The organism is Microcoleus sp. bin48.metabat.b7b8b9.023, from assembly GCF_013299185.1.
In the GTDB taxonomy this organism is placed as follows: domain Bacteria; phylum Cyanobacteriota; class Cyanobacteriia; order Cyanobacteriales; family Microcoleaceae; genus Microcoleus.
The window spans coordinates 12,148-36,367 of record NZ_JAAFKG010000016.1 but is presented as its reverse complement, the minus strand read 5'-3'; the positions used below and the strand labels follow the sequence as shown (position 1 = coordinate 36,367).

The 24,220-nt window shown below is 45.4% G+C and carries 18 protein-coding genes and 1 tRNA gene; 7 read left to right on the top strand and 12 right to left on the bottom strand.

Going from position 1 to position 24,220, the window contains the following annotated elements; all coding sequences use genetic code 11:
• Window positions 1-209 precede the first annotated feature (209 nt).
• The 4 genes from QZW82_RS11735 to ribBA form a co-directional block, all read right to left on the bottom strand.
• Entirely contained in the window at window positions 210-1,214 is a 1,005-nt protein-coding gene (locus QZW82_RS11735; protein ID WP_293148224.1) for an RNA polymerase sigma factor, RpoD/SigA family, read from the bottom strand.
• Between the two features lie 951 nt (window positions 1,215-2,165).
• Complete coding sequence (locus QZW82_RS11730) at window positions 2,166-3,902, bottom strand: ATP-binding protein (protein WP_293148222.1); 1,737 nt, start codon at window positions 3,900-3,902, stop codon at window positions 2,166-2,168.
• A 396-nt stretch (window positions 3,903-4,298) separates the two neighbouring features.
• Entirely contained in the window at window positions 4,299-5,732 is a 1,434-nt protein-coding gene (locus QZW82_RS11725; RefSeq protein ID WP_293148220.1) for a pentapeptide repeat-containing protein, read from the bottom strand.
• A 177-nt stretch (window positions 5,733-5,909) separates the two neighbouring features.
• Window positions 5,910-7,670, bottom strand: a complete 1,761-nt coding sequence (gene ribBA / locus QZW82_RS11720; RefSeq protein WP_293148218.1) for a bifunctional 3,4-dihydroxy-2-butanone-4-phosphate synthase/GTP cyclohydrolase II — start codon at window positions 7,668-7,670, stop codon at window positions 5,910-5,912.
• A gap of 421 nt (window positions 7,671-8,091) precedes the next feature.
• On the opposite strand from ribBA, the gene QZW82_RS11715 reads away from it, so the two are divergent.
• Window positions 8,092-8,370: a type II toxin-antitoxin system ParD family antitoxin gene (locus QZW82_RS11715; protein WP_293148216.1), complete on the top strand. Its 279-nt coding sequence runs from the start codon at window positions 8,092-8,094 to the stop codon at window positions 8,368-8,370.
• Between the two features lie 247 nt (window positions 8,371-8,617).
• A complete protein-coding gene (locus tag QZW82_RS11710; RefSeq protein WP_293148214.1) occupies window positions 8,618-9,238 on the top strand; it encodes a DUF4339 domain-containing protein in 621 nt (206 codons plus the stop codon).
• Window positions 9,239-9,300: 62 nt separating this feature from the next.
• Here the strand turns inward: QZW82_RS11710 and QZW82_RS11705 are convergent.
• Window positions 9,301-9,373 (bottom strand) — tRNA-Phe (locus QZW82_RS11705).
• A 134-nt stretch (window positions 9,374-9,507) separates the two neighbouring features.
• Here QZW82_RS11705 and QZW82_RS11700 point away from each other — a divergent pair.
• Window positions 9,508-12,168: a glycosyltransferase family 39 protein gene (locus QZW82_RS11700; protein WP_293148200.1), complete on the top strand. Its 2,661-nt coding sequence runs from the start codon at window positions 9,508-9,510 to the stop codon at window positions 12,166-12,168.
• Window positions 12,169-12,396: 228 nt separating this feature from the next.
• Here QZW82_RS11700 and cobO read toward each other — a convergent pair whose 3' ends face one another.
• From cobO to QZW82_RS11685, 3 genes are all read right to left on the bottom strand, one after another.
• The gene (cobO, locus tag QZW82_RS11695) at window positions 12,397-13,032 is read right to left on the bottom strand and encodes a cob(I)yrinic acid a,c-diamide adenosyltransferase (RefSeq protein WP_293148198.1); all 636 of its coding nucleotides are present in this window, start codon (window positions 13,030-13,032) and stop codon (window positions 12,397-12,399) included.
• Window positions 13,033-13,375: 343 nt separating this feature from the next.
• Window positions 13,376-13,954 carry a Uma2 family endonuclease gene (locus tag QZW82_RS11690; protein ID WP_293148196.1) on the bottom strand — a complete coding sequence of 193 codons (579 nt, stop codon included), beginning with the start codon at window positions 13,952-13,954 and terminating at the stop codon, window positions 13,376-13,378.
• 325 nt (window positions 13,955-14,279) lie between these two features.
• Window positions 14,280-14,903 carry a hypothetical protein gene (locus QZW82_RS11685; RefSeq protein ID WP_293148194.1) on the bottom strand — a complete coding sequence of 208 codons (624 nt, stop codon included), beginning with the start codon at window positions 14,901-14,903 and terminating at the stop codon, window positions 14,280-14,282.
• Between the two features lie 112 nt (window positions 14,904-15,015).
• On the opposite strand from QZW82_RS11685, the gene glp reads away from it, so the two are divergent.
• The 3 genes from glp (at window position 15,016) to rimM (ending at window position 18,322) form a co-directional block, all read left to right on the top strand.
• A complete protein-coding gene (gene glp, locus QZW82_RS11680; protein ID WP_293148192.1) occupies window positions 15,016-16,290 on the top strand; it encodes a gephyrin-like molybdotransferase Glp in 1,275 nt (424 codons plus the stop codon).
• A gap of 248 nt (window positions 16,291-16,538) precedes the next feature.
• Window positions 16,539-17,171 (top strand): response regulator transcription factor, encoded by a 633-nt coding sequence (locus QZW82_RS11675; RefSeq protein ID WP_293148190.1) that lies wholly within the window; start codon window positions 16,539-16,541, stop codon window positions 17,169-17,171.
• 503 nt (window positions 17,172-17,674) lie between these two features.
• Complete coding sequence (gene rimM, locus QZW82_RS11670; protein WP_293148186.1) at window positions 17,675-18,322, top strand: ribosome maturation factor RimM; 648 nt, start codon at window positions 17,675-17,677, stop codon at window positions 18,320-18,322.
• A 188-nt stretch (window positions 18,323-18,510) separates the two neighbouring features.
• Here the strand turns inward: rimM and QZW82_RS11665 are convergent, their stop codons facing one another.
• Window positions 18,511-18,972, bottom strand: a complete 462-nt coding sequence (locus QZW82_RS11665; protein WP_293148184.1) for a phosphate-starvation-inducible PsiE family protein — start codon at window positions 18,970-18,972, stop codon at window positions 18,511-18,513.
• A 358-nt stretch (window positions 18,973-19,330) separates the two neighbouring features.
• Window positions 19,331-19,636, bottom strand: a complete 306-nt coding sequence (locus tag QZW82_RS11660) for an RNA-binding protein (RefSeq protein ID WP_293148182.1) — start codon at window positions 19,634-19,636, stop codon at window positions 19,331-19,333.
• A 369-nt stretch (window positions 19,637-20,005) separates the two neighbouring features.
• Here QZW82_RS11660 and QZW82_RS11655 point away from each other — a divergent pair, with 369 nt between their 5' ends.
• Window positions 20,006-20,149, top strand: a complete 144-nt coding sequence (locus QZW82_RS11655) for a hypothetical protein (protein ID WP_293148180.1) — start codon at window positions 20,006-20,008, stop codon at window positions 20,147-20,149.
• A gap of 236 nt (window positions 20,150-20,385) precedes the next feature.
• Here QZW82_RS11655 and QZW82_RS11650 read toward each other — a convergent pair whose 3' ends face one another.
• Complete coding sequence (locus QZW82_RS11650; protein WP_293148178.1) at window positions 20,386-22,557, bottom strand: molybdopterin oxidoreductase family protein; 2,172 nt, start codon at window positions 22,555-22,557, stop codon at window positions 20,386-20,388.
• Window positions 22,558-22,698: 141 nt separating this feature from the next.
• Window positions 22,699-23,946: a transposase gene (locus QZW82_RS11645; RefSeq protein ID WP_293148176.1), complete on the bottom strand. Its 1,248-nt coding sequence runs from the start codon at window positions 23,944-23,946 to the stop codon at window positions 22,699-22,701.
• Window positions 23,947-24,220: the final 274 nt, after the last annotated feature.

Below are 24,220 nucleotides of genomic sequence, written 5' to 3'. Positions count from 1 at the left end.
TTACAGAGGGTTAGTAGTGCGGACTTCAGTCCGCTTTCTAGCTGCGGACTGAAGTCCGCACTACGAACATTTACAGAGGGTTAGTTATTTTGGTCGATCGACCGGACAGGATATCACTTGAAAATTGCTTGCTATCAAAATATCCTTCCTGGAAGCGCTTGCACAAAAAAAGAGTTGAGATTTGGAGAAAATCTCAACTCTTTTAGTGACTAACTAGCCAAGTATTCTCGGACTTGAGATTGACGCCGCCGCAGGTGGGCGAGGGCTTGATGTTCTAGCTGTCGCACCCGTTCGCGGCTGAGATTCAGGCGTTCTCCGACTTTCGCCAGAGACATTTCGGTGCCGTCTTCCAAACCGAAGCGCAGAACAATTACATCTCGTTGCTGGGGGGTCAGTTCTGATATCAAGGTATTGAGGTCTTGCCGCAGCAATTCCGAAGTAATGTAGTTGTCTGGAGATGCTGTTTCGTCTTCTAAGAGTTCTTGCAGTTCGGTATCTTGGTTATCTCCTACGCGCAAGTCCAAAGAAACTGGATGTCTTGCCATCAGCAGGTATTCCCGAATCTGGGAAGGTTGCAGTTCCAGGGCGGTGGCAATTTCCGCAGGCGAGGGAGAACGGCCCAACTGCTGGGTGAGTTCCCGCTGCACTTTTTTGATTTTGTTGAGTTTTTCGGTGATGTGAATTGGCAATCGAATGGTGCGCGCGTGTTGGGCGATCGCGCGAGTGATTGCTTGGCGAATCCACCAGTAGGCATAGGTAGAAAATTTGTATCCCCGCATCGGGTCAAATTTTTCGACTCCCCGTTCTAAACCGAGGGTGCCTTCTTGAATTAAATCCAAGAATTCCATATTGCGTTTCTGGTACTTTTTGGCGATCGCAACTACTAGGCGCAAATTCGCTTCAATCATCTTTTGCTTGGCGCGCCGCCCTAACTGCAAGATCCGGTTCAGTTCGGCTTCGGTCAATGCCATTTCGGCCGCCCACTCTTCATTCGTCAGATCTCGCTGCCATTCTTTAGCCAGCGCTTGTTTTGCTTCGATTAATTTCATCATTTGCTGTACCTGCTTCCCGAAAACAATCTCTTCTTCTCGGGTTAGCAGGGGTACTCGACCGATCTCGTGCAGATAGGTACGAACCGTATCCGTTGAGGAGTATGGCCGGCTGCCCATGCGATCGGCTTTCACTGTTTTGGTTTTGGGGGTGGTAGTGGACATGGGTGAGTATTGCACTCCTTGTAACAACAGATAAAAAGTTGGTGATACCCTGTCCCACTTTTACAAGTGGGATAAAGACTGCGACAGGGGGGATGTTACCCCTCCTGTTTATCGGTGACGATCGGTAGAAGCTTGTGGTATTGGATTACTTTTATGCTTGATTTTCCAGTAATCCCCGTCGATTTTCCGTAGCTTGCTAGCTTTTACGGCTAGTTCTAGGCGAAGTGAATTTGAGTTTACTTTTCTCAATATTATTCCAAATTTTGAGGCTCGTAAAGGGTAAAAACCTCTGTCTTAAGGTCAAGATTCTACATTTTTCCTTAAGGTTTTCAATTCCCTGCTAGTTTTAAGTGGAACTCAACTTCACAATACTCATGCAAACAGACTCAAGCAAACACACTCATGCAAACAGACTCATGCAATTCGAGGGCTTTGTTTTGCTCTCTATTCCATCATCGCTTGAATTTTTCTCGCTGCCTAGATGCTGCGATGCGAGATAACCGAACTCGATCGCCGTATTCGCTGCAACTTACCGTTTAAAATATTTCTTGACATTTTTATTTAAATATGCTAATCAACTTTTGCTGTCAGTGAGTAAAGATATATTAAGAGCGGGATGTTTGGCTATTTGAGTTAAATTTTGTCGATCGACTGAACAATATTTAACCTTATCCAATTTTTATGAAGTTAGGGATGAGGGGTGACGGGTGTGAGGGCAAAAGCCCTTGCCTAAAGCCGGAAAATATTTTTTTTGAATGTCGATCGCCCTTTCTGAGACTTACGCGCGGGTAACAAGAAACCGGGTTTTTCTTCACAATACTTCTAATCAGCCCACTGAAACAGTAGACTTGAATTGCATAAGTCTTCGATCGCTCCTTCAACCGCAGATGTCAGGCAGATAAACGCAGATAATTTCAGGGGTTTTTCCGATTTTTGCAATTCAAGTCTAATCTAAAATCCCAAATCCATCTTAGCAGATTCTGCCTCTGCAAACACTTGTTCGTCCGGCATTTCTTGCCAGTCAATATCCCCAATTTCTTTGTAGAATTGCTCATCGTAGGGACGAGTCTGGACAACTACCGGCATCGGTACGGCGTGGCCCAAAACTAAAGCTTGCTGTTTTGAGTCGAGTTTGGCTAAAACCGATCGCAAACTCTGCCCTCCTGAAACGCCCGTAAAGATAGCATCGATGTCTTTATCGTCGTTTAGCAAGGCTGTGATCCGCGTGCCGACTTGCGACATCACCTCGCCGTCGATGCCAGAGGGACGTTGATCTACAATCAGCAGAGTTACGAAGTATTTTCGCATTTCGCGGGCGATCGTCCCGAAAATAGTCGATCGCACGATCGCCGGATCGAGAAAGCGGTGGGCTTCCTCAATGGTAATCACTAACGGTTGCGGGCGATCGCACGGATTTTTACTCTGCAAAAACTTCTCAGCTTTCCGCACGTAAGATGCGTGAATGCGGCGAGTAATCACATTTGCTGCTAACATATAGGACAGCAAATCTGAGTGCGAACCAAACTCGATTACTACATTTTTCCCACTATCCAAACACTGCAAAACTTCAGTGACATAATTTTTGGGACAGCGTTTGCGAATGTATTTCAAATCATTTAAACGCTCTAATTTCCGCTGCAAAGCCATAATCGAAGATTTATTTCCCCGCTTTTCTTCGCAAAACATTTGAATATCTTCGTTGGTCATTTCCAGCAACTTGTTAATCCAACCCTTGCCCAACTCATTTCGCAAAATGATCGCATTTTCGATACTAGCTTCCGAAAGATTTAACTCCCGCTGGACTAGCGAGATATCTTCCACTTCAATTTCCTCGAAACTCAAAAACAACTCTTGAGCATCGCGAACTCCCCGGCGCTTGGTAGACTCTGGATCGAGAGTATAAATCTGCATTTTATCGGGAAACAACTGCCGCAAACCTTTAACAGTGCTAAATTGTTTTCCTTCCGAAACCGCTTCCCACCCGTACTCCGAGTGCATATCAAAAATTAGATTGACAGCAGCTTGCTTGCGAATAATGCCCGACAGCAGCAAGCGCGTCAAAAAAGATTTACCCGTTCCCGACTTACCAAAAACTCCGTTGCTGCGTTCCACAAATCTGTCTAAGTCCAAGCACACAGCCACGTCCATGTCAATCGGTTTGCCGATCGCAAAATTGCGCCGATAGGGGTCATCTTCCCAGCCAAAAACCGCCCTAAAATCGGTTTCTTTGGCATCAAACACCTGGGAAAAGTGGCTGGGAATCGTTTTCACCGGCAGCAATTCCATATCGGCGCCACTTTGCGGCTCAAAAGAACCCAAATTTCCTAACGCCAGCTTTTTATCGGGGACTCCGTTACCTGTGGGATTGAAGATGGCTTGAGATTTTTCTTTTTCCGCAGTCAGCATCAACATCGGCGCCAGCTCGATCGTACCGTAGGTGCTGCTACCTGCGAGGACTGCGAGGAGAAAATCGTCGTTGGGGTTGGGAGGGTTGGATAAAATCCGAGAGCTGGATGTTCCGAGAGACACATCGGTGAGCATACAGAAAAAGTGCGATCGTACCCCCCGCACTACTAAAAATTTCCCCACCCTCATATCTTCCACTGAAACGTCGGCGTGTAGTCGCACTTCTAATCCCTTGCTCAGGGAACCTTGAATAACAGAGCCTAACGGTTTGTCAGTAGTCATTAGTCAGTTGTTAGTTGTTAGTTGTTAGTTGTTAGTTGTTAGTTGTTAGTTGTTAGTTGTTAGTTGTTAGTTGTTATTTGGGGAGCATCCCATTTTTGAAAAAAGCATTTTTTATTATAGTGCGAGCGTCCCCGATCGCGAGCAGTATAATCGCGAGCGGGGACGCTCGCACTATATGCAAAACTGAGATGCTCCCGTTAGTTGTTAGTTGTCAGCTTAAGATCTCGCGGGTCGTTGGGTTGTTAGTTGGGAGTTGTGAGTTGTGATTCGCCTGTTGTGCTTCGTTTTTGTTTATTTGTGATTTCCTAATTATTAGCAACTGTCAACTGTCAACTGTCAACCGCCAACCGCCAACCGCCAACTGTCAACTGTCAACTGTCAACTGTCAACTGTTAATTACCATTCCGATTCTAATGGTAGTTCAAAGAAACTCGGATTCAGATCTACATCAGTCAAATCCGTTTCGCTCAAATAAGCATCGGTCAAAGATACCCCTTTTAAACTTGCGCCTTTAAGATTTGCACCTTTAAGGTTAGCACCTCTAAGATTAACTCGGAATAAATGAGCATCGCTCAAGTCTACCTCAGTTAAATCGGCTCCCTCCAAATTTACTCTCATCAAATCTGCTTTTCTGAGATCTGCTTCATTTAACTTAGCGCCGCTGAGGTCGGCTTTTGTCAAGTCTACACCTCTCAAGTCGGCGCCGCTCAAGTTTGCGAACAGCAAAGTAGCTCCGGTGAAATCTGTTTCCCTCAAATCGGCATCGCTCAAATTAGCGCCACTGAGGTCAGCCCTTGTTAAGTCTACACCCCGGAGGTCAGAAGAACTCAAATTTACTTGGTGCAAAATTGCGCCGCTTAAATCAGCTCCTCTCAAGTCTGTTCCCTCCAAGTTTGCACCTTTGAGGTAAGCTTTTTTTAAGCTAGCTTTACTGAGGTCTACATTTTTGAGATTGACCGAACTCAAGTTAGAACCGCTCAAATTAGCTCCGCTTAAATCTGACCCGTTTAAGTCGGCTCCGGTTAAGTTGACCCCTTGCAGCGATACATTGGGAGCAATTAAATAAGCTCCGCCAAGACGGGGGTCAATGCCTTCTGAAAAGAATGTTTGGTTGCTGTAAACAGCTTTTTCTAAAATCGTGCCGCTCAGACTGGCTTCCCTCAAGTCTGCGCCGCTAATGTTGGCTCCTGCTAAGTTTGCCCGATCGAGCTTTGCTCCAAATAAAATAGCTTTGTATAAGTTTGTCCGCCGCAAATCGGCTCCTTTTAAATCGGCTCCGGTCAAATCTACCATAGCCAGATTTAAGCCCGGGAGCGAGGCATTGGGAGCTAGCAAAATTGCTCCCAATGCAGCGGGGTCAATATCGTCGGGAAACATTGTCCGGTTGTTGTAGACTGTCTTGTCTAAAATAACGCCAGTCATCTGAGAGCCTCGCAAATCTGCTCCACTGAGATTGGCTCTGGTTAAGTTGGCTTGCTGGAGATTGGCTCCCACTAAATTGGCCTTGATCAAACTTGCTTGTTTGAGGTTGGCTCCCGTGAGTTCTGCTCCTACGAGAGTAGCTTCTCGGAGGACAGCACCGGTCAAATCGGTTCTGGTGAGGTTGGCTAAATTCAGAAATGACTCAGCTAAATCCGCCCCGCTAAGATTGGCGCGGGTGAGATCCGCTTCGATCAGATCTGCATACCTGAGAATTGCGTCGCTGAGATTGGTTTCTCGGAGATCTGTTCCCCTGAGGTTTGCTCCCCGGAGTTCCGCACCGCCGAGGTTGGTGCCTTTAAGCGGTTGTCCCCTGAGGTCGAGCCGGTGCAAAAAGTCACCAACGTTCATTTCCATATCGATTTGCCTCTTGATTCTTCACGCCTGAAGATTGGGTCTGAAGCCTCCCCCTAAAGGGGGGAAATCAAACAAAATGATTCATTGCTTCAATCCTCTTCTATCGACGGCTATGGGTAGCTGTTAACTGTCAACTGTCAACTGTCAACTGTCAATTGTCAATTGATGACCTTAGCTTGACATTTCGAGGGCAGAATCGGGAATAGCGGAAAAACTATAGATTTTTTGAGGTTGAAGCTTCGCACAGGCGGATGCGACTTGTTCCAGGGGCAAGCTTTCGCGATCGAGCTGGACTTGCAGGGTTTTGAGCGGATCTGCGCCGGAGGAAACCATGAATTCTAATGTTTGCAAGTCGGACTCTGTGCTGATAGATTCAAGAATTTGGCCGATCGCCTTGACGTAAGGATGGTTTGTCTCCGAGTACCAGTCGGGAGCTGCGAGTCCGACTTGATCGAAGCCTAAATGAACGATGAGGGAACCTTCTCCAAACAAAGCGATGCCCACCGGCCGTGCTTCTTCTTGCAGCAGTAAGTCGTGGCTAGCGGCCAATTGCCGCAGTTTTTCGAGGTGTTCGTAGCGATTTTGGATGGCAGAATCTTCCTCTTTTCCTTCTTCCCTCGAACCTCTTGCTTCTTCCTTCTTCCGACTTCCATCCGACTTCGTTTCGTTCCACTGAATCGCTACTGTGACTAAATAAGTTTGCAGCAGCATATGACCTAGTTTTTCGGCTTTGGTTGCCAGATAGATCGAGTTGTAATCTGTGGCTTCAATGAGTAAGGGGACGCGATCGACTACTTCAATGCCGTAACCTTTCAAACCGGCAATTTTGCGCGGGTTGTTGGTAATCAACCGAATTTTTTCCACTCCCAAATCGTTAAGCATTTGTGCTCCAACGCCGTAGTTCCGCAAGTCGGCGGGAAAGCCCAAGCGTTCGTTAGCTTCTACGGTATCGTATCCGATATCTTGCAGCGAGTAAGCTTTGAGTTTATTGACCAGTCCAATCCCCCGACCTTCTTGGCGCAAGTAAACTATGATGCCGCAACCGGCATTTTCGATCATTTTGAGTGCCGCTTGCAGTTGCATCCGACAGTCGCACCGCAGGGATCCCAAAGCATCTCCGGTCAGACATTCCGAATGCACCCGCACCATCACGGGTTTGTCTTTAAATTCTGCCGGCTCGCCCTTGACAATGGCAACGTGTTCTGAATTGTCTTGAGTGTCGCGGTAGGCGTAGATCGTAAACTCGCCGAATTCAGTCGGCAATTTGGCGACGGTTTCGCGGCGGACAAATCGATCGTGCTTGAGGCGGTAGCTAATTAAGTCAGCAATGCTGATGATTTTGAGGTTGTGGGTTTTGGCGTATTCGATCAATTCGGGCAACCTCGCCATCGAACCGTCGGGGTTTTGAATTTCGCAGATGACGCCGCTGGGATAGAGGCCGGCGAGTCTGGCGAGGTCAACTGATGCTTCGGTGTGACCGGCGCGTTTGAGGACGCCACCATCGATCGCCCGCAGCGGGAAAATATGACCGGGACGGCGCAAATCCTGAGGTTTGGTATCTGGGTGGATGGCTACTTGGATGGTGCGGGCGCGGTCTTCGGCGGAGATACCGGTACTGACGCCGTTGACTGCATCGATGCTGACGGTAAAGGCAGTTTGGTTCTTGTCGGTGTTTTTGCTGACCATGAGAGGCAGTTCTAGGCGATCGAGTCGATCGCCGGTCAATGCCAGACAAATCAAACCCCGGGCCTGTACTGCCATGAAATTGATATTGTCGGGGGTGGCGAATTGGGCGGCACAAATCACGTCGCCTTCGTTTTCGCGGTTTTCGTCATCGACTACTACCAGCATCCGACCTGCTTTCAGGTCTGCGAGGGCGCTGTCAATTGAGTCAAATTGAAAGGATTGAGTTGAGGTGTTGTTGTAGGGCACTGAGGAGTTCAAGCTATAAACAGTATTGTTATGGAAATAGAATCTATTATTGATTGTAGCCTGTTGTTTCCGGCAGGGCGATCGTCCGAGCCAGATGAGTTTAACATTATTTTTGAGCTTGCTTACTAGAAATACTGCTTTTTGTCAATCAAAAATTGCCAGAACATTTCATGAGTTCGATCGAGATTGCGAGGCTTTTAGGGGAAGAGAAGGAAAATTATGTTGATTCTAAATCAGAAATTTTCCGATATTAATGCGATCGTTATAACGCGGTTGAGTTGTTGATTTAGCAATTGTGGCGATGACGAAAGCAGCGACAAGCGATCGGATTTGCAATTGTCATGTATGATTTTGGGGCGATCGCTCTGACCGAATCTCGCGCTATTCTTAAAACATGGATCAGTCTGAGGGAGGTCGCGTAATGAATATTACTTTAAGTCCAGAGCAGATGCAATTGATCGAGGCGCAATTGGCCCAGGGGTCGTTTAGTTCGCCCTCCGAAGTAATCACCAAAGCCCTCCATACTCTGGCGCAAACCCAGAAGCATTATTCGGAGTGGGAGGAGGAAGTGCGTCAGTCGATCGAGCAAGCGGAGGCGGAACTATCGCGGGGTGAGGGAATTCCCTTAGAGAATGTGCGAGAACAATTGCAGGAAAAGTTTTGCAAAGCACGAGAGTGTGTCAAAAACTGTGAAACTTAGTGAAATTTCCGAATATGCGACATATTTACCAAAATTTTGAGGCAATGTTTCCCGATGAAAATAGAGCGTTTATTGACAATTTCAAATATTTGGGTTGATCGAATCATCAAGTCTGGTCTTTTTACAAATACAAAAGCTGACCCTAACATCTGATAAAATCTTATTATCACAACAATACTTTTCTACCAGATGACCGCAATATTGTTATGTTCTGGGAAAATAGTGATACCCATCATCTACCAGAAAAATGACTAATTCTAAGCTGTCGCGCCGCAAAGTGCTACTTTTAGTTACTGGGGCTTCAGCTCTAGTCGCTTCTATTCCGGTTTACGCTCAAAAAAAGAAGCGACCTCGTGGCAATCGACGGTATTACGGAGATAAAGACTACTCAGATTACGACAACCGCTCTAGTCCAACTCCTACACCAGCCCCGACCCCAGCGCAGCCAGAAAAATACAGCCCGCCTCATCCTGCGTTAATACCTGCCGTTGGGGGAGGCGTTTTTAGTTTGTTTGGTGTCGTAGGTGCGTGGCTTTGGAAGATCAACCACAAAGCCTCTCAAAAATTGGCAACTTCTTCGCCTTCTACAAATCGTGGCAAGACGATCGATCCCATAGAACAAGAACTCAATCAGATGAAATTTGAATCGGGTATGAACCGAGCCAAATCCGTGAGACGGGTGACATCGGCTCCCGCTCCCTCTGAATGGTACGTATTCCGCAGCGGTAAAGCCGAGGGGCCATATACCAAATTGCAACTATTGGAGGTTCAGAAGATTACCGATCGCACCAAAGTGAGACTTGGGGAAGCTGAGTGGCAGCGGGCTGGTGAAATTCCAGAATTAGCAGGGTATCTGACTCAAAAATAATTGACTGCACAGCCCGTATTTTCCCCAAATAAAAAGCCCTCAACTTTGTGAGGGCTTTGCGATGCCAAGACGGAGATTTGAACTCCGGACACGTGGATTTTCAGTCCACTGCTCTACCAACTGAGCTATCTCGGCTTGTTTTTTCGCGCTTAACTACCTTAGCAGACACATACGGAATTTAGCAAGCACTTTTTCAAAATAATTTTTAGAGCGCCCGGAACCGCCCACCTGTAAGCTAAAAGCTGCACGCCTAAAATCCAAAAATCGCAATGGCACAGCAACATCGGGACAGCGGGGGCAACAGTCTGCCACTCTTGGGGATAATTTGGCTGCTGGCAGCAATTAGCGATCGCCTCTGGTTTGCCTGCGATCGATCTGTACCCGCCTGGGATCAAGCAGAATACCTCACTAGCACGCTGAATTACTTGCAGGCGTTGCAGCATCCTCAGTGGTTTTCCGGCGACTGGTGGACAAGTTTCTGGCTGCTTTCGACGAAGATTCCCCCCTTGGTGTACATCTTAACGGTGCCGTTTCTGCATATTTTTGGTACTGGGGGCGATCGGGCAACCCTCGTTCATTTATTATTTAGTGCTATTCTGCTCGCCTCAGTCTACAATTTGGGCACCAAATTATTTAACAGGCAAGTTGGTTTGTGGGCTGCTGCTATTTGTGTTTTGTTACCGGGACTTTATCGCTTCCGCTTGCAATTTTTACTAGATTTTCCCCTAACTGCTGCGATTACTTTTTGTTTCTATTGTCTGACAATGTGGAAACAACAAGAAAATGTGGCAGCGGATTTTGTAGTGTATATAACGGAGAGAAAAAATCAGGAAAATCGTAAAGCATTTTACCTGAATCGATTATCTTTCTTTTGGGCGATCGCTTTTGGAATTTCTCTCGGCTTATCAATATTAGTTAAACACACTACAGTATTATTTTTGTTTGCACCGATTCTGTGGTTGGCAGTTGGTGCAGTGCGGCAAAAAGCTTGGGGAAGATTAGCTCAATTAGCTGGTGCTTTGTTGCTGTCTGCTGCCGTGTTTGGCCCGTGGGCAAAAACCAATTGGCTGTTAATTTTGACCGGGGGAAAACGGGCAACGTTCGATTCTGCGATCGCCGAAGGAGATCCGGGCTTGAATACGATCGGTGCTTGGATTTACTATATTCAGCACTTACCAGAACACGTTTCCTGGCCTCTGTTACTGATTCCCTTAGTCGGATTTATACTCTATTATTGGCGAAATCGAGCGGACAGTCAGTCAATCTTGTACCTTGATTCCTGTCGGTGGCTGGCGGTATTTTGGATAGGAGCTTATTTAATTAATTCCCTAAATATCAACAAAGATGACCGATATGTGATACCTTATTTACCAATACTAGCAATATTTTTAGCCTACTGTTTAACCCTGTGGCCGCAGCGTTGGGGAAAGCAAATTCGTTGGGGAACAATTGGCTTAGGAATTCTAGCGATGCTGTTCCATATCTGGCCGCTGGGAGGTGGTTTGGGAAACAACTCCGTTCAAATTGTCAGTCCCGGCAATTCGAGCTATCCTTACTTAGGTAAAGAGTGGCCGCACCAAGAAGTAATTGCCGAAATTATTGATACCGAACCTTATTTGCAATCGACTTTGGGCGTGTTGCCTTCCACACCGGAAATTAACCAGCACAATTTGAATTATTACGGTGCTTTGGCGAATTTTCAGGTTTACGGGCGACAGGTGGGAACCAATTTAAAAGAAGTGCCGCAAGATGTGCGATCGCTTTCTTGGTTTGTTACCAAAACTGGCCCGCAAGGTTCGATTCGGGAACGGATTAAAAAAGCTCAAAATGCAGCGGTGGCGGCGATTGAAACTGGCGGTAAGTTTAAGTTGCAAAAAAGTTGGGTTTTGCCTGACAATACTAATTTAAATCTTTACCGCAAGCAGTTGCATCCGGTGGAAGTACAGCCGTTGCCGGAAGCGCGATCGCAAGTACAATTAGAGCAAGTAACTGTTTTGGCAAAACCAGTTCCCGGTGTGGCGTTGCCGGTGACTTATATTTGGTCTGGGCCTTGGCAGCAGTTGCAGTCTGGTTTAGTCTTGTTAACGTGGCAAAATCAGCAGTCTGGTGATATTCGATCGGGACAGACTGTGAGGATTTTACACGATCGCGCGATCGCCCAGGCAACTTTGCATCCGGGAATGCTCGAAGCCGATAAATTTGCTGTGGGGTTTCGAGTAGTCGATCGCACGGCGATGCTAACTCCTGCTAATATTGCACCGGGAAGCTACAATCTGCAAGCAACGTATCTCAATCGCAAAACCGGGGAAACTTATCCCATCAACGTGCCGCAGGTAACGCTTAAAATCGACGCTCAGCCCGAGGTTATTGCTTCCCAGACTCGCACGGATAACGAAAACGATAAAAAATTGAAAATCGCCGAGCAAGTCCCAGCAAATGAAGATACGCCCGAGTTAGATTTGGTAACTCAATTGCGGGCGATGGCGGTTAATTTACCCAAAGGATTGCCCGGTTTGGAACCAGTATTCGAGCAGATTGGACGGATCAATCAGTACGATCCAACTCAAGATTATACCGTGCAAGCGGAACAAGCCTTAGCATATCGACTGAAGCAGGAACCGAACAATCTAGAATTCGCCTATGCTTTGGCATTTTCTAGAGTATTGCAGCAAAATGTCGAAAGTGCGATCGCAGCTTTAGAAAAAGTTACGCAACTCGACTCTCAAAACCCCTATGCTTACGCTTATCTCGCCTTCGTCCAGATTTACGGCTGGCATCCCAAAGCTGCCGAAACAGCCTTAAAACCCGCCCTAGCCCTCAATCCCAACCTACCGGAAATTAGAATTTTAAACGGTTTAGCCGCTTTAATGCAAGGCAACGTCATTCAAGCGTGGCAAGATTTGCAATTCTTGAAAAAATTGAATATTTAGCAATTAATACCAATTTTCAAGGAAATAACAGTATTCTTGTCCCCCCCCTTAGCAAGGGGGGGTTAGGGGGGGTCGAAGAGTGTTGCACAATTTTAGATAAATGGTATAAGATTAATAGACAAGATTTGCATAAGTCTTCGAGCGCTCCAGAAACCGCAGATGTCAGACAGATAAACACAGACTAACGCAGATAATTTCAGGGTGTTTTCCGATTTTTGCAATTCAAGTCTAATACTCAATACCAGCTTGAGCTTTAATACCTTGTTCCCGAAATGGATGCTTAACCAAAGTCATTTCCGTCACCAAGTCGGCGCGTTCAATTAATTCCGGTGGCGCGCCCCTCCCGGTGAGAATGACATGAGAGTCTTTGGGTTTTTGTTCTAAAGCTGCGAGCACTTGTTCGACTTGCAAATAACCCAACTTTAATGCTATATTGACTTCATCTAGCAAGACTAACCTAAACTCAGGATTGCAGATAAAAGTTACAGCTTTATCCCAGGCTTTTTGAGCAGTAGCAATATCTCGATCGCGATCCTGCGTATCCCAGGTAAAGCCTTCACCCATGGCATGAAATTCTAGCTGATTTTCCCAGAGTTCAAAAACGGCTTTCTCTGCCGGTTCCCAAGCTCCTTTAATAAATTGTACTATGGCGACGCGGTAGCCGTGACCGAGCGATCGCAAAACCATGCCTAAAGCAGCCGTAGTTTTGCCTTTACCGTTACCCGTATTCACAATTATCAAACCTTTATCTTCAGCCGCATTAGCAATTCGCTGCGCCTGAACTTCTTGTCGGCGCTGCATTTTTTGTTTGTGTTGTTCGGCTGTTAAGCCCGTCGTTGTAGTTGTTTCTGTATTGGTTTCCATGATATTTTTTTATTTTAACCGCAGATGAACACTGATAAATGCAGAATGTCTAGTTATAGCAGTTCTCACAAAGATAAGGTACGTTGTTGGGCTTTAGCCCTCTTTCTTTAATAAGCCCGTCGTCGTAGTTGTTTCTGTATTGGTTTCCATGATATTTTTTTATTTTAACCGCAGATGAACGCAAATCAACGCTGATAAATGGAAAATGTCTATATAAGTCCTCGCATCATGTTCATAATTTTTGTATGGGGTTCTTAAAGACCGTGGTTGCCCGGATAGATAAGGGGTAGGCACGGGGGCACTACCCCTACAAATCTTCATCAATCATTTAGGAATCCTATATTTACATCCATATTGTTTGCAAGTTTAGCACGAAACCGGGTAAAATATCTTCTCCCGAAAGTTCTGCGGGACATTCCAAAATTTCTTTTTCTTGTCCTTGGCGGTAGATTTCAACTCGGCGCGTTTTGCGGTTGATTAACCAGCCGAGTCTTACTTGGTTGTCCATGTATTCTTGCATTTTATCTTGAGCATCTTTTAAACTGTCTGTCGGCGACATTAACTCTAAGACAAAATCTGGGGCAATCGGAGGAAACTTTTGTTTTTCTTCGGGAGTGAGTGCATCCCATCTTTCTTGTTTAATCCAAGAAACATCGGGGGAACGATTGGCACCGCTGGGGAGTTTGAAGCAAGTTGAAGAATCGAAACAAACTCCTAGTTTAGTTCGTCTGTTCCAAATTCCAAAATCAGTAGCTATTTCAAAATTGTAATTTCCGGTTTCTCCTCCTGTGGGTGACATGACGGTTATTTCTCCTGTGGCGTTGCGTTCAAATTTGACCTCGGGGTTTTGGCGACACAGTTGATAAAATTGGTCGTCAGTGATTTGGGCGATCGCATTAAAGTTGATAGTAACTGCTAGCATGGTATTTTAGAGGCTGCACTTGGACTATTGTAACCGCAGGTGAGTGGCGAGCGATGCAGATTGTGCAATCATCTCTCTTATCTCTCTCTGTGTTCTCTGCGCCCTCTGCGGTTAAATCATTCCGATCCAACAGGAAGCGATATAATTTGGGCGATCGCATTAAAGTTGATGGTAACTGCTAGCATGATATTTTAGAGGCTGCACTTGGACTATTTTAACCGCAGATAAAGGCCGGGCGATGCAGGTTGTGTAAATCGCAAACCGGAGAATGCTATTTTTGAAGCCGGAAGATTTTTGGAGATACTGCTAGCATTCTATCACAAAGTTATAATGACGCGTTCATCTTGTTATGAAAACTTTTTGCCAGAACAGATTTGCAGATATACCAATAATAAAATGTAATGTTGATTTCGCTCAATAACTTGGGAACCCCTTCTAACAAACTAGCTAATATTTTGTCTTCTAACCTCAGCGCGTCCATACCGATCGCAAAAAACAACAATCCCAATCCAGCCAACAAGATTTTGTAGGGAGTAGACTGTAATTCTCGCCGAAAAAACCATCCGTAGGAGAACACAAATATAGCGTACAACAAACTCACTCCTAACTTAGGAATTCCCAAGGCGCTAATATATAGATGAATTCTGTAAATTTCATTGAGCAGAAAAGCGCCTGTCAACAAAGCAGAGAACAGAATAAATCGAGTTTCCGTAGGACGTAGTTGCATAGTTTTAGCCAATCCATAGCTAAAGCTACAAACAATAACTGGCACAACACATAATACTTGAAATGTGCGAGTTAATAAAGCCACATTGGGATTGGGGGAGAAAAAAGGGTGAAAGAATAAATCGCTGACTTGCAAGCCTGAAAGTTGAGTCAAGACAACCAGAAATCCCACCAGCAATAGAGACAAACAATTGAGTCGCAAAGCTGAGCGAAAAATAGTCATAAGCGAAGCACGACAAAAGGACGGTTTACCGCAGAGGAATCAAAAAATACATTTCCACTATAGCTGCTGATTTGCTAAACTAATAAAAGTCTTGTTAAACTGGGTGACACTGATGCTGTCCGTAAAAGAAGCAGAATCTATCGTTCTAAATTTGGCGCAATCCCTCGACAGTCAGCGGGATGTAGAAATTGTAGACTTGTTGGCAGCATCGGGGCGCATTTTGGCTGCACCCGTCACCGGTTCCCTCGATTTTCCTTATTGGGATAATTCGGCAATGGATGGCTATGCCGTGCGGTTTGCTGATGTGGAAAATTGCAGCGCCGAAAAACCTGCGGTACTGGAAGTAGTCGAGGAGATTCCAGCCGGATATCCGCCTCAAACTACGCTACAATCGGGCCAAGCAGCCCGAATTTTTACGGGCGCGATGATGCCGGATGGTGCTGATACAGTCGTTATGCAGGAAGAAACGAGGCGTGAGGGCGATCGCATTTTCATCTTAGTTTCTCCTGAAAAGCCGCAAGCATTTGTCAGACACAAAGGTGCTTTTTATCAAGCAGGAACAACTTTACTAACTCCGGGTACGGTTATCAACGCCCCAGAAATGGCGGTATTAGCAACTGCACAGTGCATTCAAGTTCCAGTTTATAGGCGTTTGCGGGTGGCTATTTTTTCTACTGGTGACGAATTGGTATCGCCCGAGAAAACTTTGACTTACGGTAAACTGGTAGATTCAAATCAGTATGCTTTGACAGTGTTGTTGACTCAAATGGGATTTGAACCGATTCGATTGGGGATTATTCCTGACAGTAAAGATGCGCTAAAGGATGCAATCGCTCAGGCTATTTCGATAGCAGATGTGGTGCTTTCTACGGGCGGTGTTTCTGTAGGAGATTACGATTATATTGAGCAAATATTGGCCCAGTTGCAAGGCAAAGTTCACATTAGTTCTGTGGCGATTAAGCCGGGTAAACCTTTGACTGTCGCTGTATTTAAACGAGATGAAGAAAAATCCGATTTGCCGATTGCGAGTTCGGATTGTCTCTATTTTGGTTTGCCGGGAAATCCAGTTTCGGCTTTAGTATGCTGTTGGCGGTTTGTGGTGCCTGCTTTGCGAAAAATGGCTGGGCTGGGCGCGGATGCTTGGGGCCCGGAGTTTGTGCGGGCTCGATGTGATGTGGAATTGCGATCGCCAGGCAAGCGCGAAACTTATGTTTGGGGTAAACTACATTTAGTTGCCGGATTCTGGGAATTTGAACCTGCAAGCGGCAGCCAAAATTCAGCAAATTTAATTAACCTCGCAAATACGACTGGTTTAGCAGTTTTGCCCGCATCGGAAACCTGGATTTGCCCTGGCGAATTTGTAGAAGTTTTAAAAGTTAGTCATTAGTCATTAGTCATTAGTGCGAGCGTCCCCGCTCGCGAACGTTATTAGTGCTGTCCCCGCTCGCGAACGTTATTAGTCATTAGTCTCTGCTCCCGAACCTTAATCATTAGTGCGAGCTTACGTTCTCGCCCACAGTAGTCATTAGTCAGGGATGCACGAATTGTTTTTCTTTCTTTCTTTCTTCCTTCTACCAACTGTCAACTGTCAACTGTCAACTGTCAACTGTCAACTGTCAACTGTCAACTCTTCCTATGAAAATTCTAATTGTTGAAGACGATCCGATGATGCAACTGGGATTAGAGCAAGTTTTAGCCGATTCCCCAGAAATAGAAATAGTAGGACAAGCAGAAGATGGATATTTAGGCGTAGCAGCCGCACTGAAGCTGAAACCAGATATTATTGTAATGGATATCGGTTTGCCACGACTGGATGGCATAGCAGCGACGCAGCAAATTAAAGCACAACTGCCGGAAGTTAGAGTGGTAATGTTAACTTCTCATACCGCTGAAACTGAAATTATTGCTGCCCTTTCTAGCGGTGCTGATGCTTATTGTATTAAAGGTGCTTCCGTAGACAGGCTGTTAGCAGCGATTGCAGCGGCAGCAGAGGGGGCTACTTACCTCGATCCTCAAATTGCTCGGACTGTCATCGATCACCTCAAACCGCCTACACCAGCCTCTACAACTACTTTTGGCCAATTGTCACAGCGGGAATTAGAGGTGTTAAAGTTAATGGTGGAAGGTAACAGCAATCCGGAGATAGCGGCGGCACTTTATTTGAGTCCAAATACTATTAAAACTCATGTTCGCGGTATTATGAATAAGTTGGCTGTGGACGATCGCGTGCAAGCAGCGGTTGTCGCACTGAGAAGTGGGTTGGTGTAAACAGTTGACAGTTGACAGTTGACAGTTGACAGTTGACAGTTGACAGTTTGAGAGTGACCTCTAGCCTTAAGTTCGAGTATTGGAGTAATAAATAGTCTGATTTTAATTTCTTCCTCAAAGGGTTCCGACTTTCAACCAATTCTTTCTGGTAACTGATTTAATAACGGATCTAACTCACATCTAGCACCATTCTCAAGAACAGGCAAGATGCCTGTTCCACAAAAGATGAATTTTCTTGTGGGACGGGCAGGATGCCCATCCCTGAAATGCTAGTTGAGAATGGTGCAATATCTCAGATGTAACGGATATAAAGAACTTCGGCAAGGGATTTAACTCATTGATGTTTGAGGTTCGATGTAAGAAAAATGCCCTGTTTGGCCAATGCCCTGTTTGGCCAATGCCCTGTTTGGCCAATGCCCTGTTTGGCCAATGCCCTGTTTGGCCAATGCCCTGTTTGGCCAATGTCAACTGACTAATTATTAGCAATTTGAGTGATAAAATTTATGAGTGAGTGGATAGAAATCGGTACAATTGTAGCAGCTCAAGGTTTATACGGGGAAGTGCGAGTCTATCCCGATTCGGATTTCCCGGAAAGGTTTATTGAACCGGGGAGGCGGTGGCTTTTGCGCCCTAAGAAAACTGAACCGGAACCGATCGAATTTTTGGGGGGTCGTTACATTCCGGGCAAAGGGTTGTATGCTGTAGAGGTGGAGGGTGTAGAAGACCGCGATGGCGCTGAAGCGCTGCGGGGATGTAAGTTGTTAATCGAAAAGGGCGATCGACCTTACCTCGAACCTGATGAGTTTTACGTCCAAGATTTGCTTGGCATGGAAGTTTTTAACCAGTTAACCGGGGAAATCTTAGGCAAGGTAAGCGATATTATCCCCGCAGGTAACGACCTTTTAGAGGTAGAAACTAATCTCACAGCGCCGGAAGTTGTCCCCCCAGAACTATCTAAGCCAAAACGCCCGGAAACTCCCACAGCAAACGCCGATCCCAGAAATACCCGCAAACCACGGAAAATCCGCGTTAAAGAACCTAAGTCAACCAAAATTTTGATTCCGTTTGTGCAAGAGATTGTGCCAATTGTTGATTTGGAAAAAGGCAGAATTGAAATTGTGCCTCCTGATGGTTTGCTGGAAGACATCTAGATAAGACGGAGGTTTCAACCGCCCATTTTTCTAGAAAATACAGCCAATTTTTATTAAAGCCAAGCCAGAGTTACTATTAGTTATTAACAATCCCCAATTACGAATGATAAGGTTCGTAGTGCGGACTTCAGTCCGCAGCGAGAAAGCGGACTGAAGTCCGCACTACGAACCATGCCCCATTCCCAGTGTTAATCTTTTCCTTTATTGGCCAACCGCACGATTAAGTAACTGATGGAAAGCGCAAAAATTGCTGCCGCTAAACCAATTAAGTCGGCTGCTGTTTTTTTTTCTAGGTCAAGAATGATAATTTTTCGAGATACTGCTATCAAAGAAGTTACAATAACTAGCTCTACTTGAATTACGTGCTTTTTCAGATAAGCTGTAATATTTTCCAAGATTTCCAGGGCAATTAAAACATTTAAAAACAACCCGAATATGACAAACAACGTATCTTTTAATAAAAAAGTCTCGTGGTCGTTAAACAATTCTTTTGCTAAAAAAAGCATCAAATCGCAAACGCTGACAATAATTACCAAAATCATCGCCAGTGAGAGAATTTTAGATATTATGACTTCTACATTTTCTGTAAAGTGCAGAAAATCTTCATCACTGCCTGACTTAACAATTTGCCTAAATAGTTTTTTCAGCATACCCGTGATTTAGCGATCGTCGATCATTCTGTCATTCTTCGGTACACTTGGCAATCCCGAAACTCTGTGATTGCTTGTTTCCCTCGGAAAACCGGAGTCTGAGGAAGGTTATTTTTTCTGTCGGTCATTATTTTACAGGTTTTCGGGTCAGCTCCGAAATCGATCGCACGCAGTCCATTTCCCGATTCAGAAATCTTGCCAATAAAAAAGCCTCAAACTCTAGCTTATCAAGAGTTTGAGGACTTTTAGACGCGGTACGATCGCACAATCAACTACTTATTCTCAACAGATAAGGATTGTTGACTGCATTTTCGCCCTGTCGAACACACGGTCAAGCTAAAAATTTAGCTTGGGTGGTTTAGTAGCGGCGAGAAGAGCGGTCGTTGTTGCCCCAGTTGCCGCTGTTGGAAGAACCGCGCTCTTCGCGGGGTTTTGCCTTGTTGACTTTGAGGTCGCGACCCATCCACTCAGCACCGTCAAGAGCCTCAATGGCTGCTGCTTCTTCTGCTTCAGTAGACATTTCTACGAAAGCGAAACCGCGCATCCGACCTGTTTCGCGGTCAGCAGGCAATTGAACGCGCTTTACTGTGCCGTACTCTCCAAAAGTTTGGTTGAGGTGCTCCTGCGTTACTTCGTAGGATAAATTGCCGACATAGATTGACATTGAACATTCTCCAGAATCGAGGTTGTAGAGATTTAAATCCGGAGGAACGCCGATCGAACGAACTGTACTGCCGAAAATAAAGCCTTATAAAAATAGCATAGCACCTATAGGTGCAAACTGCAATTTTTCCGATCCGCTCGATCGACAAAAAATCAGGAATCAGGAATCAGGAATCAGGAATCAGGAACAAGGAATCAGGAAAAACCCCGAATAAAGCAGGAAAAACTAGAAAAAATAAATTTAATTTTCTTGATTCGCGAACTCTGCGGGAGAACGCAGCTTGTCGGGTGCTTCAACAGTTGACTGTTGACTGTTGACCGCTTGACAGTTTGATAGCGACCTCTACCTGGAAGTCCGAGGATTGGAGTAATGAATAGTCTGATTTTAATTTCTCCCTCAAAGACTTGGGGCTTTCAACCAATTCTTTCTGGTAATAACTCAAAATTACTCGATAACCTTTCCCAAAAACAGGTACAAGCCTCGGACTTAAGTCGTGGAGATCCCAAAATTTGAGACCCTTCGACAAGCGAACGGCCAACGCCAAAGTTCCAACTCCCAGATTGCATCTGTGGAGTAAATCGAAAAATGGAAAATCGAAAAATAGAAAATCGACTGACAAAGGTCTTGATTGCTGTAGAGTACCCTGCGATTGTGCCTCAGCCATAGCTAAGAAACTGGGTTTATTGACAATAAAACTAGAATTTTATTTGAGTCTGTGGCAAGAAACCAAGGTAAAGTTGGACGGCAACTCAAGAATTGACCGTGACGGTGGATTTTGCCCAATTAAACTCCCCAACTTCTGCGGCCACTTCTGCCCCAATCAGCACTAACTGCACCGCACAAGCTTTTAACTCGGGCTGTTTGGAATCTGGACAACTTGCAGCATGAGTCATGGCATTGGCTTCAGCACTTTCTGCCCACAGAGAACCCCAGTGCATCGGTACAAATAGCGTACCAGGGGCGATCGCCTTGGTGACTTTTGCGGGAAACTGAGCCTTACCGCGGCGCGATCGAACTTCTAGCAAATCCCCCTCCTTAATTTGCAATTTAGCAGCATCGCGCGGGTGAATTTCCAAAAACGGATCTGGGTGCAATTTATTAATTTTCTCTGTTCTCCCCGTGCGCGTCATCGTATGCCAGTGTCCGTAAAGTCTTCCCGTTGTCAACACAAACGGATAGTCGGGATCTGGTGGTTCTGCTAGTCCCCGGGAGTGATAGGCCGAAAATCTCGCCCGCCCGTCAGGAGTGTGAAAACGCCTGTCAGTATACAGCCGTTTAGCTTCAGTCGCTGGATGGGGAGGCTGATTTTCGGGACAGGGCCACTGTTGGGGGCCTTGAAGGCGCAAATATTCATGGCTGAGGCCTGTTACGTCGCAGGGACGATCGCGTGTCAACTGCACGTATTCTTTGTATATATCGGCGCTGCTGTCGAAAGCAAAGTGTTCGGCAAAACCCAACCGGCGGCCGACTTCTGCAAAAATCTTCCAGTCGTCGCGCGCTTCGCCGGATGGCGGATCGAAACCGGGACAAAACGTCACGCGGCGTTCGGAATTCGTCATCACTCCGGTTTTTTCGCTCCACTGGGTTGCCGGCAGCAGGATGTGAGCGTAGGCTGAGGTTTCGGTGGGATAGTATGCTTCTTGATAAATAGTAAAGGGCGATCGCAACAAAGCAGCTTTTGTCCGTTCTAAATCCGGCATACTCACCACCGGATTAGTTGCGGCAATCCACAGCAACTCAACATCACCCGTTTCTAAGCCGGTAATCATCTCCCAAGCATTGCGGCCTGGATTCGGCGAAATGGTTCCGGGTGCGATTCCCCAAAACTCCTCGACTTGGGTTCTGTGTTCGTCATTTTTGACAAAGCGGTAGCCTGGAAGTAAGTGAGAAAGTCCTCCAGCTTCCCGGCCTCCCATCGCGTTTGGCTGGCCTGTGAGGGAAAACGGGCCAGATCCCGGTTTGCCGATTTGACCAGTCATCAAGTGCAAATTAATTAGCGATCGCACCTTTGCCGTGCCTTCGGAGGACTGGTTAATTCCCATCGACCACAGAGACAAAACCCGTTGTGACTGTTCCCAATAGTTGGCAGCAGTTTCTAACTCGCTGACAGTAATGCCGCAGCGCGAGGCTACAAACTCCGGCGTGTAGCTGCTGACAACTTCAGCAAAAGCTGAAAAATTTGCCGTGCATTCTTGAATAAACTCAGGATCTATTGCTTGCCTCCGCAACAGCAAATATGCAATTCCATTGAGCAAATCTATATCCGTACCCGGTTTAATTGCTAAGTGCAAATCTGCTGCTTCAGCAGTCGGAGTCCGCCTCGGATCTACCACAACCATCTTGACATCGGGATGCTTTTTGTGGTACTTTACTAATCGATTGAATACAATTGGATGGCATTCCGCTGTATTGCTCCCGATAATAAAAGCGCAATCTGTTAATTCTAAATCGTCGTAACAGCAAGGCGGCCCGTCCGAACCAAAACTTTGAACGTATCCCGAAACCGCTGAAGACATACACAAACGAGAATTCGCATCAAAATTATTAGTGCCCAGACAACCTTTCATGAGTTTCTGGGCAACATAATAATCTTCTGTAGCGAATTGACCTGAACCGTAAACGCACATAGCGTCCGGGCCGCTGGTGCTGCGAATTGTTTTGATGCGGTTGACAATGGCATCGAGAGCTTCGTCCCAGCTAGCGCGGCGGAACGGTTGGTCGAGAGAATCTCGCATCATCGGATAAAGTAGCCGATCGCTGCGAATGGACTCTGTTACCGTTGCTCCCTTGATACAAACCATGCCCTGACTCGATGGGTGATTGCGATCGCCCCGCACTTTCCAAGTTTGTTTTTTGTCGGGAACAACTTCTAGACCGCAACCTACACCGCAGTAAGGGCAAAGAGTTTTTATAGTTTCCATCTGGTGATTTTAGATGCTAATTTTTGAAAGCTCATGGATAATTCGTAACTCGTTATTATAGTCGGAACTGAGGACTCCGACAAATAATGTATCAATAATTACTAAATTATCGCAAAAATGCTTTACACAAGCGGAAAATAGTTACAGGTTTTCTAGACAAATATTACAATTGCCTCTGGCAACCATTTTGTAAGGTGTGACCCTTACCGGACGTACTACTACGCCCTGTATTCCCTCAGCAAAAGCGTTGGGAAATGCTTTTTTGACAATGTTAGCGCTGCCATTCACATCCGCATTGATCGGTCTGCCATCACCAGCACGAAACAAACCTCGCTTAATTCGCTTACCTTTGTACTCTGAATGCTTAACACAAGGTTCATTATCTAAGAAAGAACACTTTGAAGTGTAACTTTCTTCAATAAGTTTCACAACTATTCCTACTAACTGCGCTTTGTAAGTTAGCATTTCAATAAACCTTGCATGAGGTATTGCTGTGAAATTCTGATTGTTCCGCTTTCCGAGATTTATTCCCTGTTTCCAATTATCATTTTTACCAATCACCAGTGTCCCGATTCGGTTAGCTGCCAGATGATTGATGATGAATCGACTAGCGTTGTGCAGGTAATTATCTACTTTTACATTCCGCTTGTGAGTTAATTGTTCAATTTTGATTGATGTTTGTCTCTCCCCCTTCAAGTCTGACTGCAACACAGCCTTTTTTTTGTGATAGTAGGCATTGATTGATTTGAGAGGTTTGCCATTTATTATCAGCGGAACAAACCCGTTTTGATTGGATGTAATTGTCGCTAAATTATTCAGGCCAATATCAATTCCTGCTATTCCTTCAACACCTGATGATGAAACAGTTACAGCCTTGGGTTCATAAACTACCTCTATCGAGTAATGGTAAGTTTTTGGAACGATTCTGACTTGATTTACTTGGCTGACTTTAGTCGTTAGAAATATCTGAGTCAAAGACAGATTGATGATTCCTTTTTTGAGCCATTCTTGACTGATAGCTTGAGCGGTGTAAGTCAGGACATTTCTGCCTAATATTTTGTGTTTGTATCTGGGTATTTTGGGTCGGACTTTGAATTTATCTGGATGTAACTTATATTCCTGGGTAGCTACAAAAAAAGATTTCCAGCTTTCATGCAATCTCAATAATACTTGCTGAGATACTTTGGCTGGTAATGCTAGATAGTCAGTCTTTCCCTGACATATTTTCTGTATTTTGTAATAATCGAGGTATTCTCCGGAACTAATAAACTTTTGTCGGACTATGTAGTTAGCATAGTTGAAAAGATTCTTAGAAAGAAAGCACAAATTATCTAGCTGCTTGTACAGCCAGTGGTTTCGATCGATAATTTGCTTGGAAACGAGCTGCATTGTTTTGCCCTGATTTTTGACTATACTATACTATACATGGCTATTAATGGCTATAAAGTCAATGAAGTTTTACAATACCCTGATTTAAAATTAACCGCTATCTTAGTTAAACTGGCGATCGGTCTCGATTGTAGCTAACTTTCTCCGCTTCACAATCCCCTCAAACAGACTGAATTAATACCTAACTGTTGTCCCCCCAAGGGATGGGGGATAGGAGGAATGTTTGCAGGACTCAGACAGCAGGCGGTTTGACAGTTGACAGTTGACAGTTTGT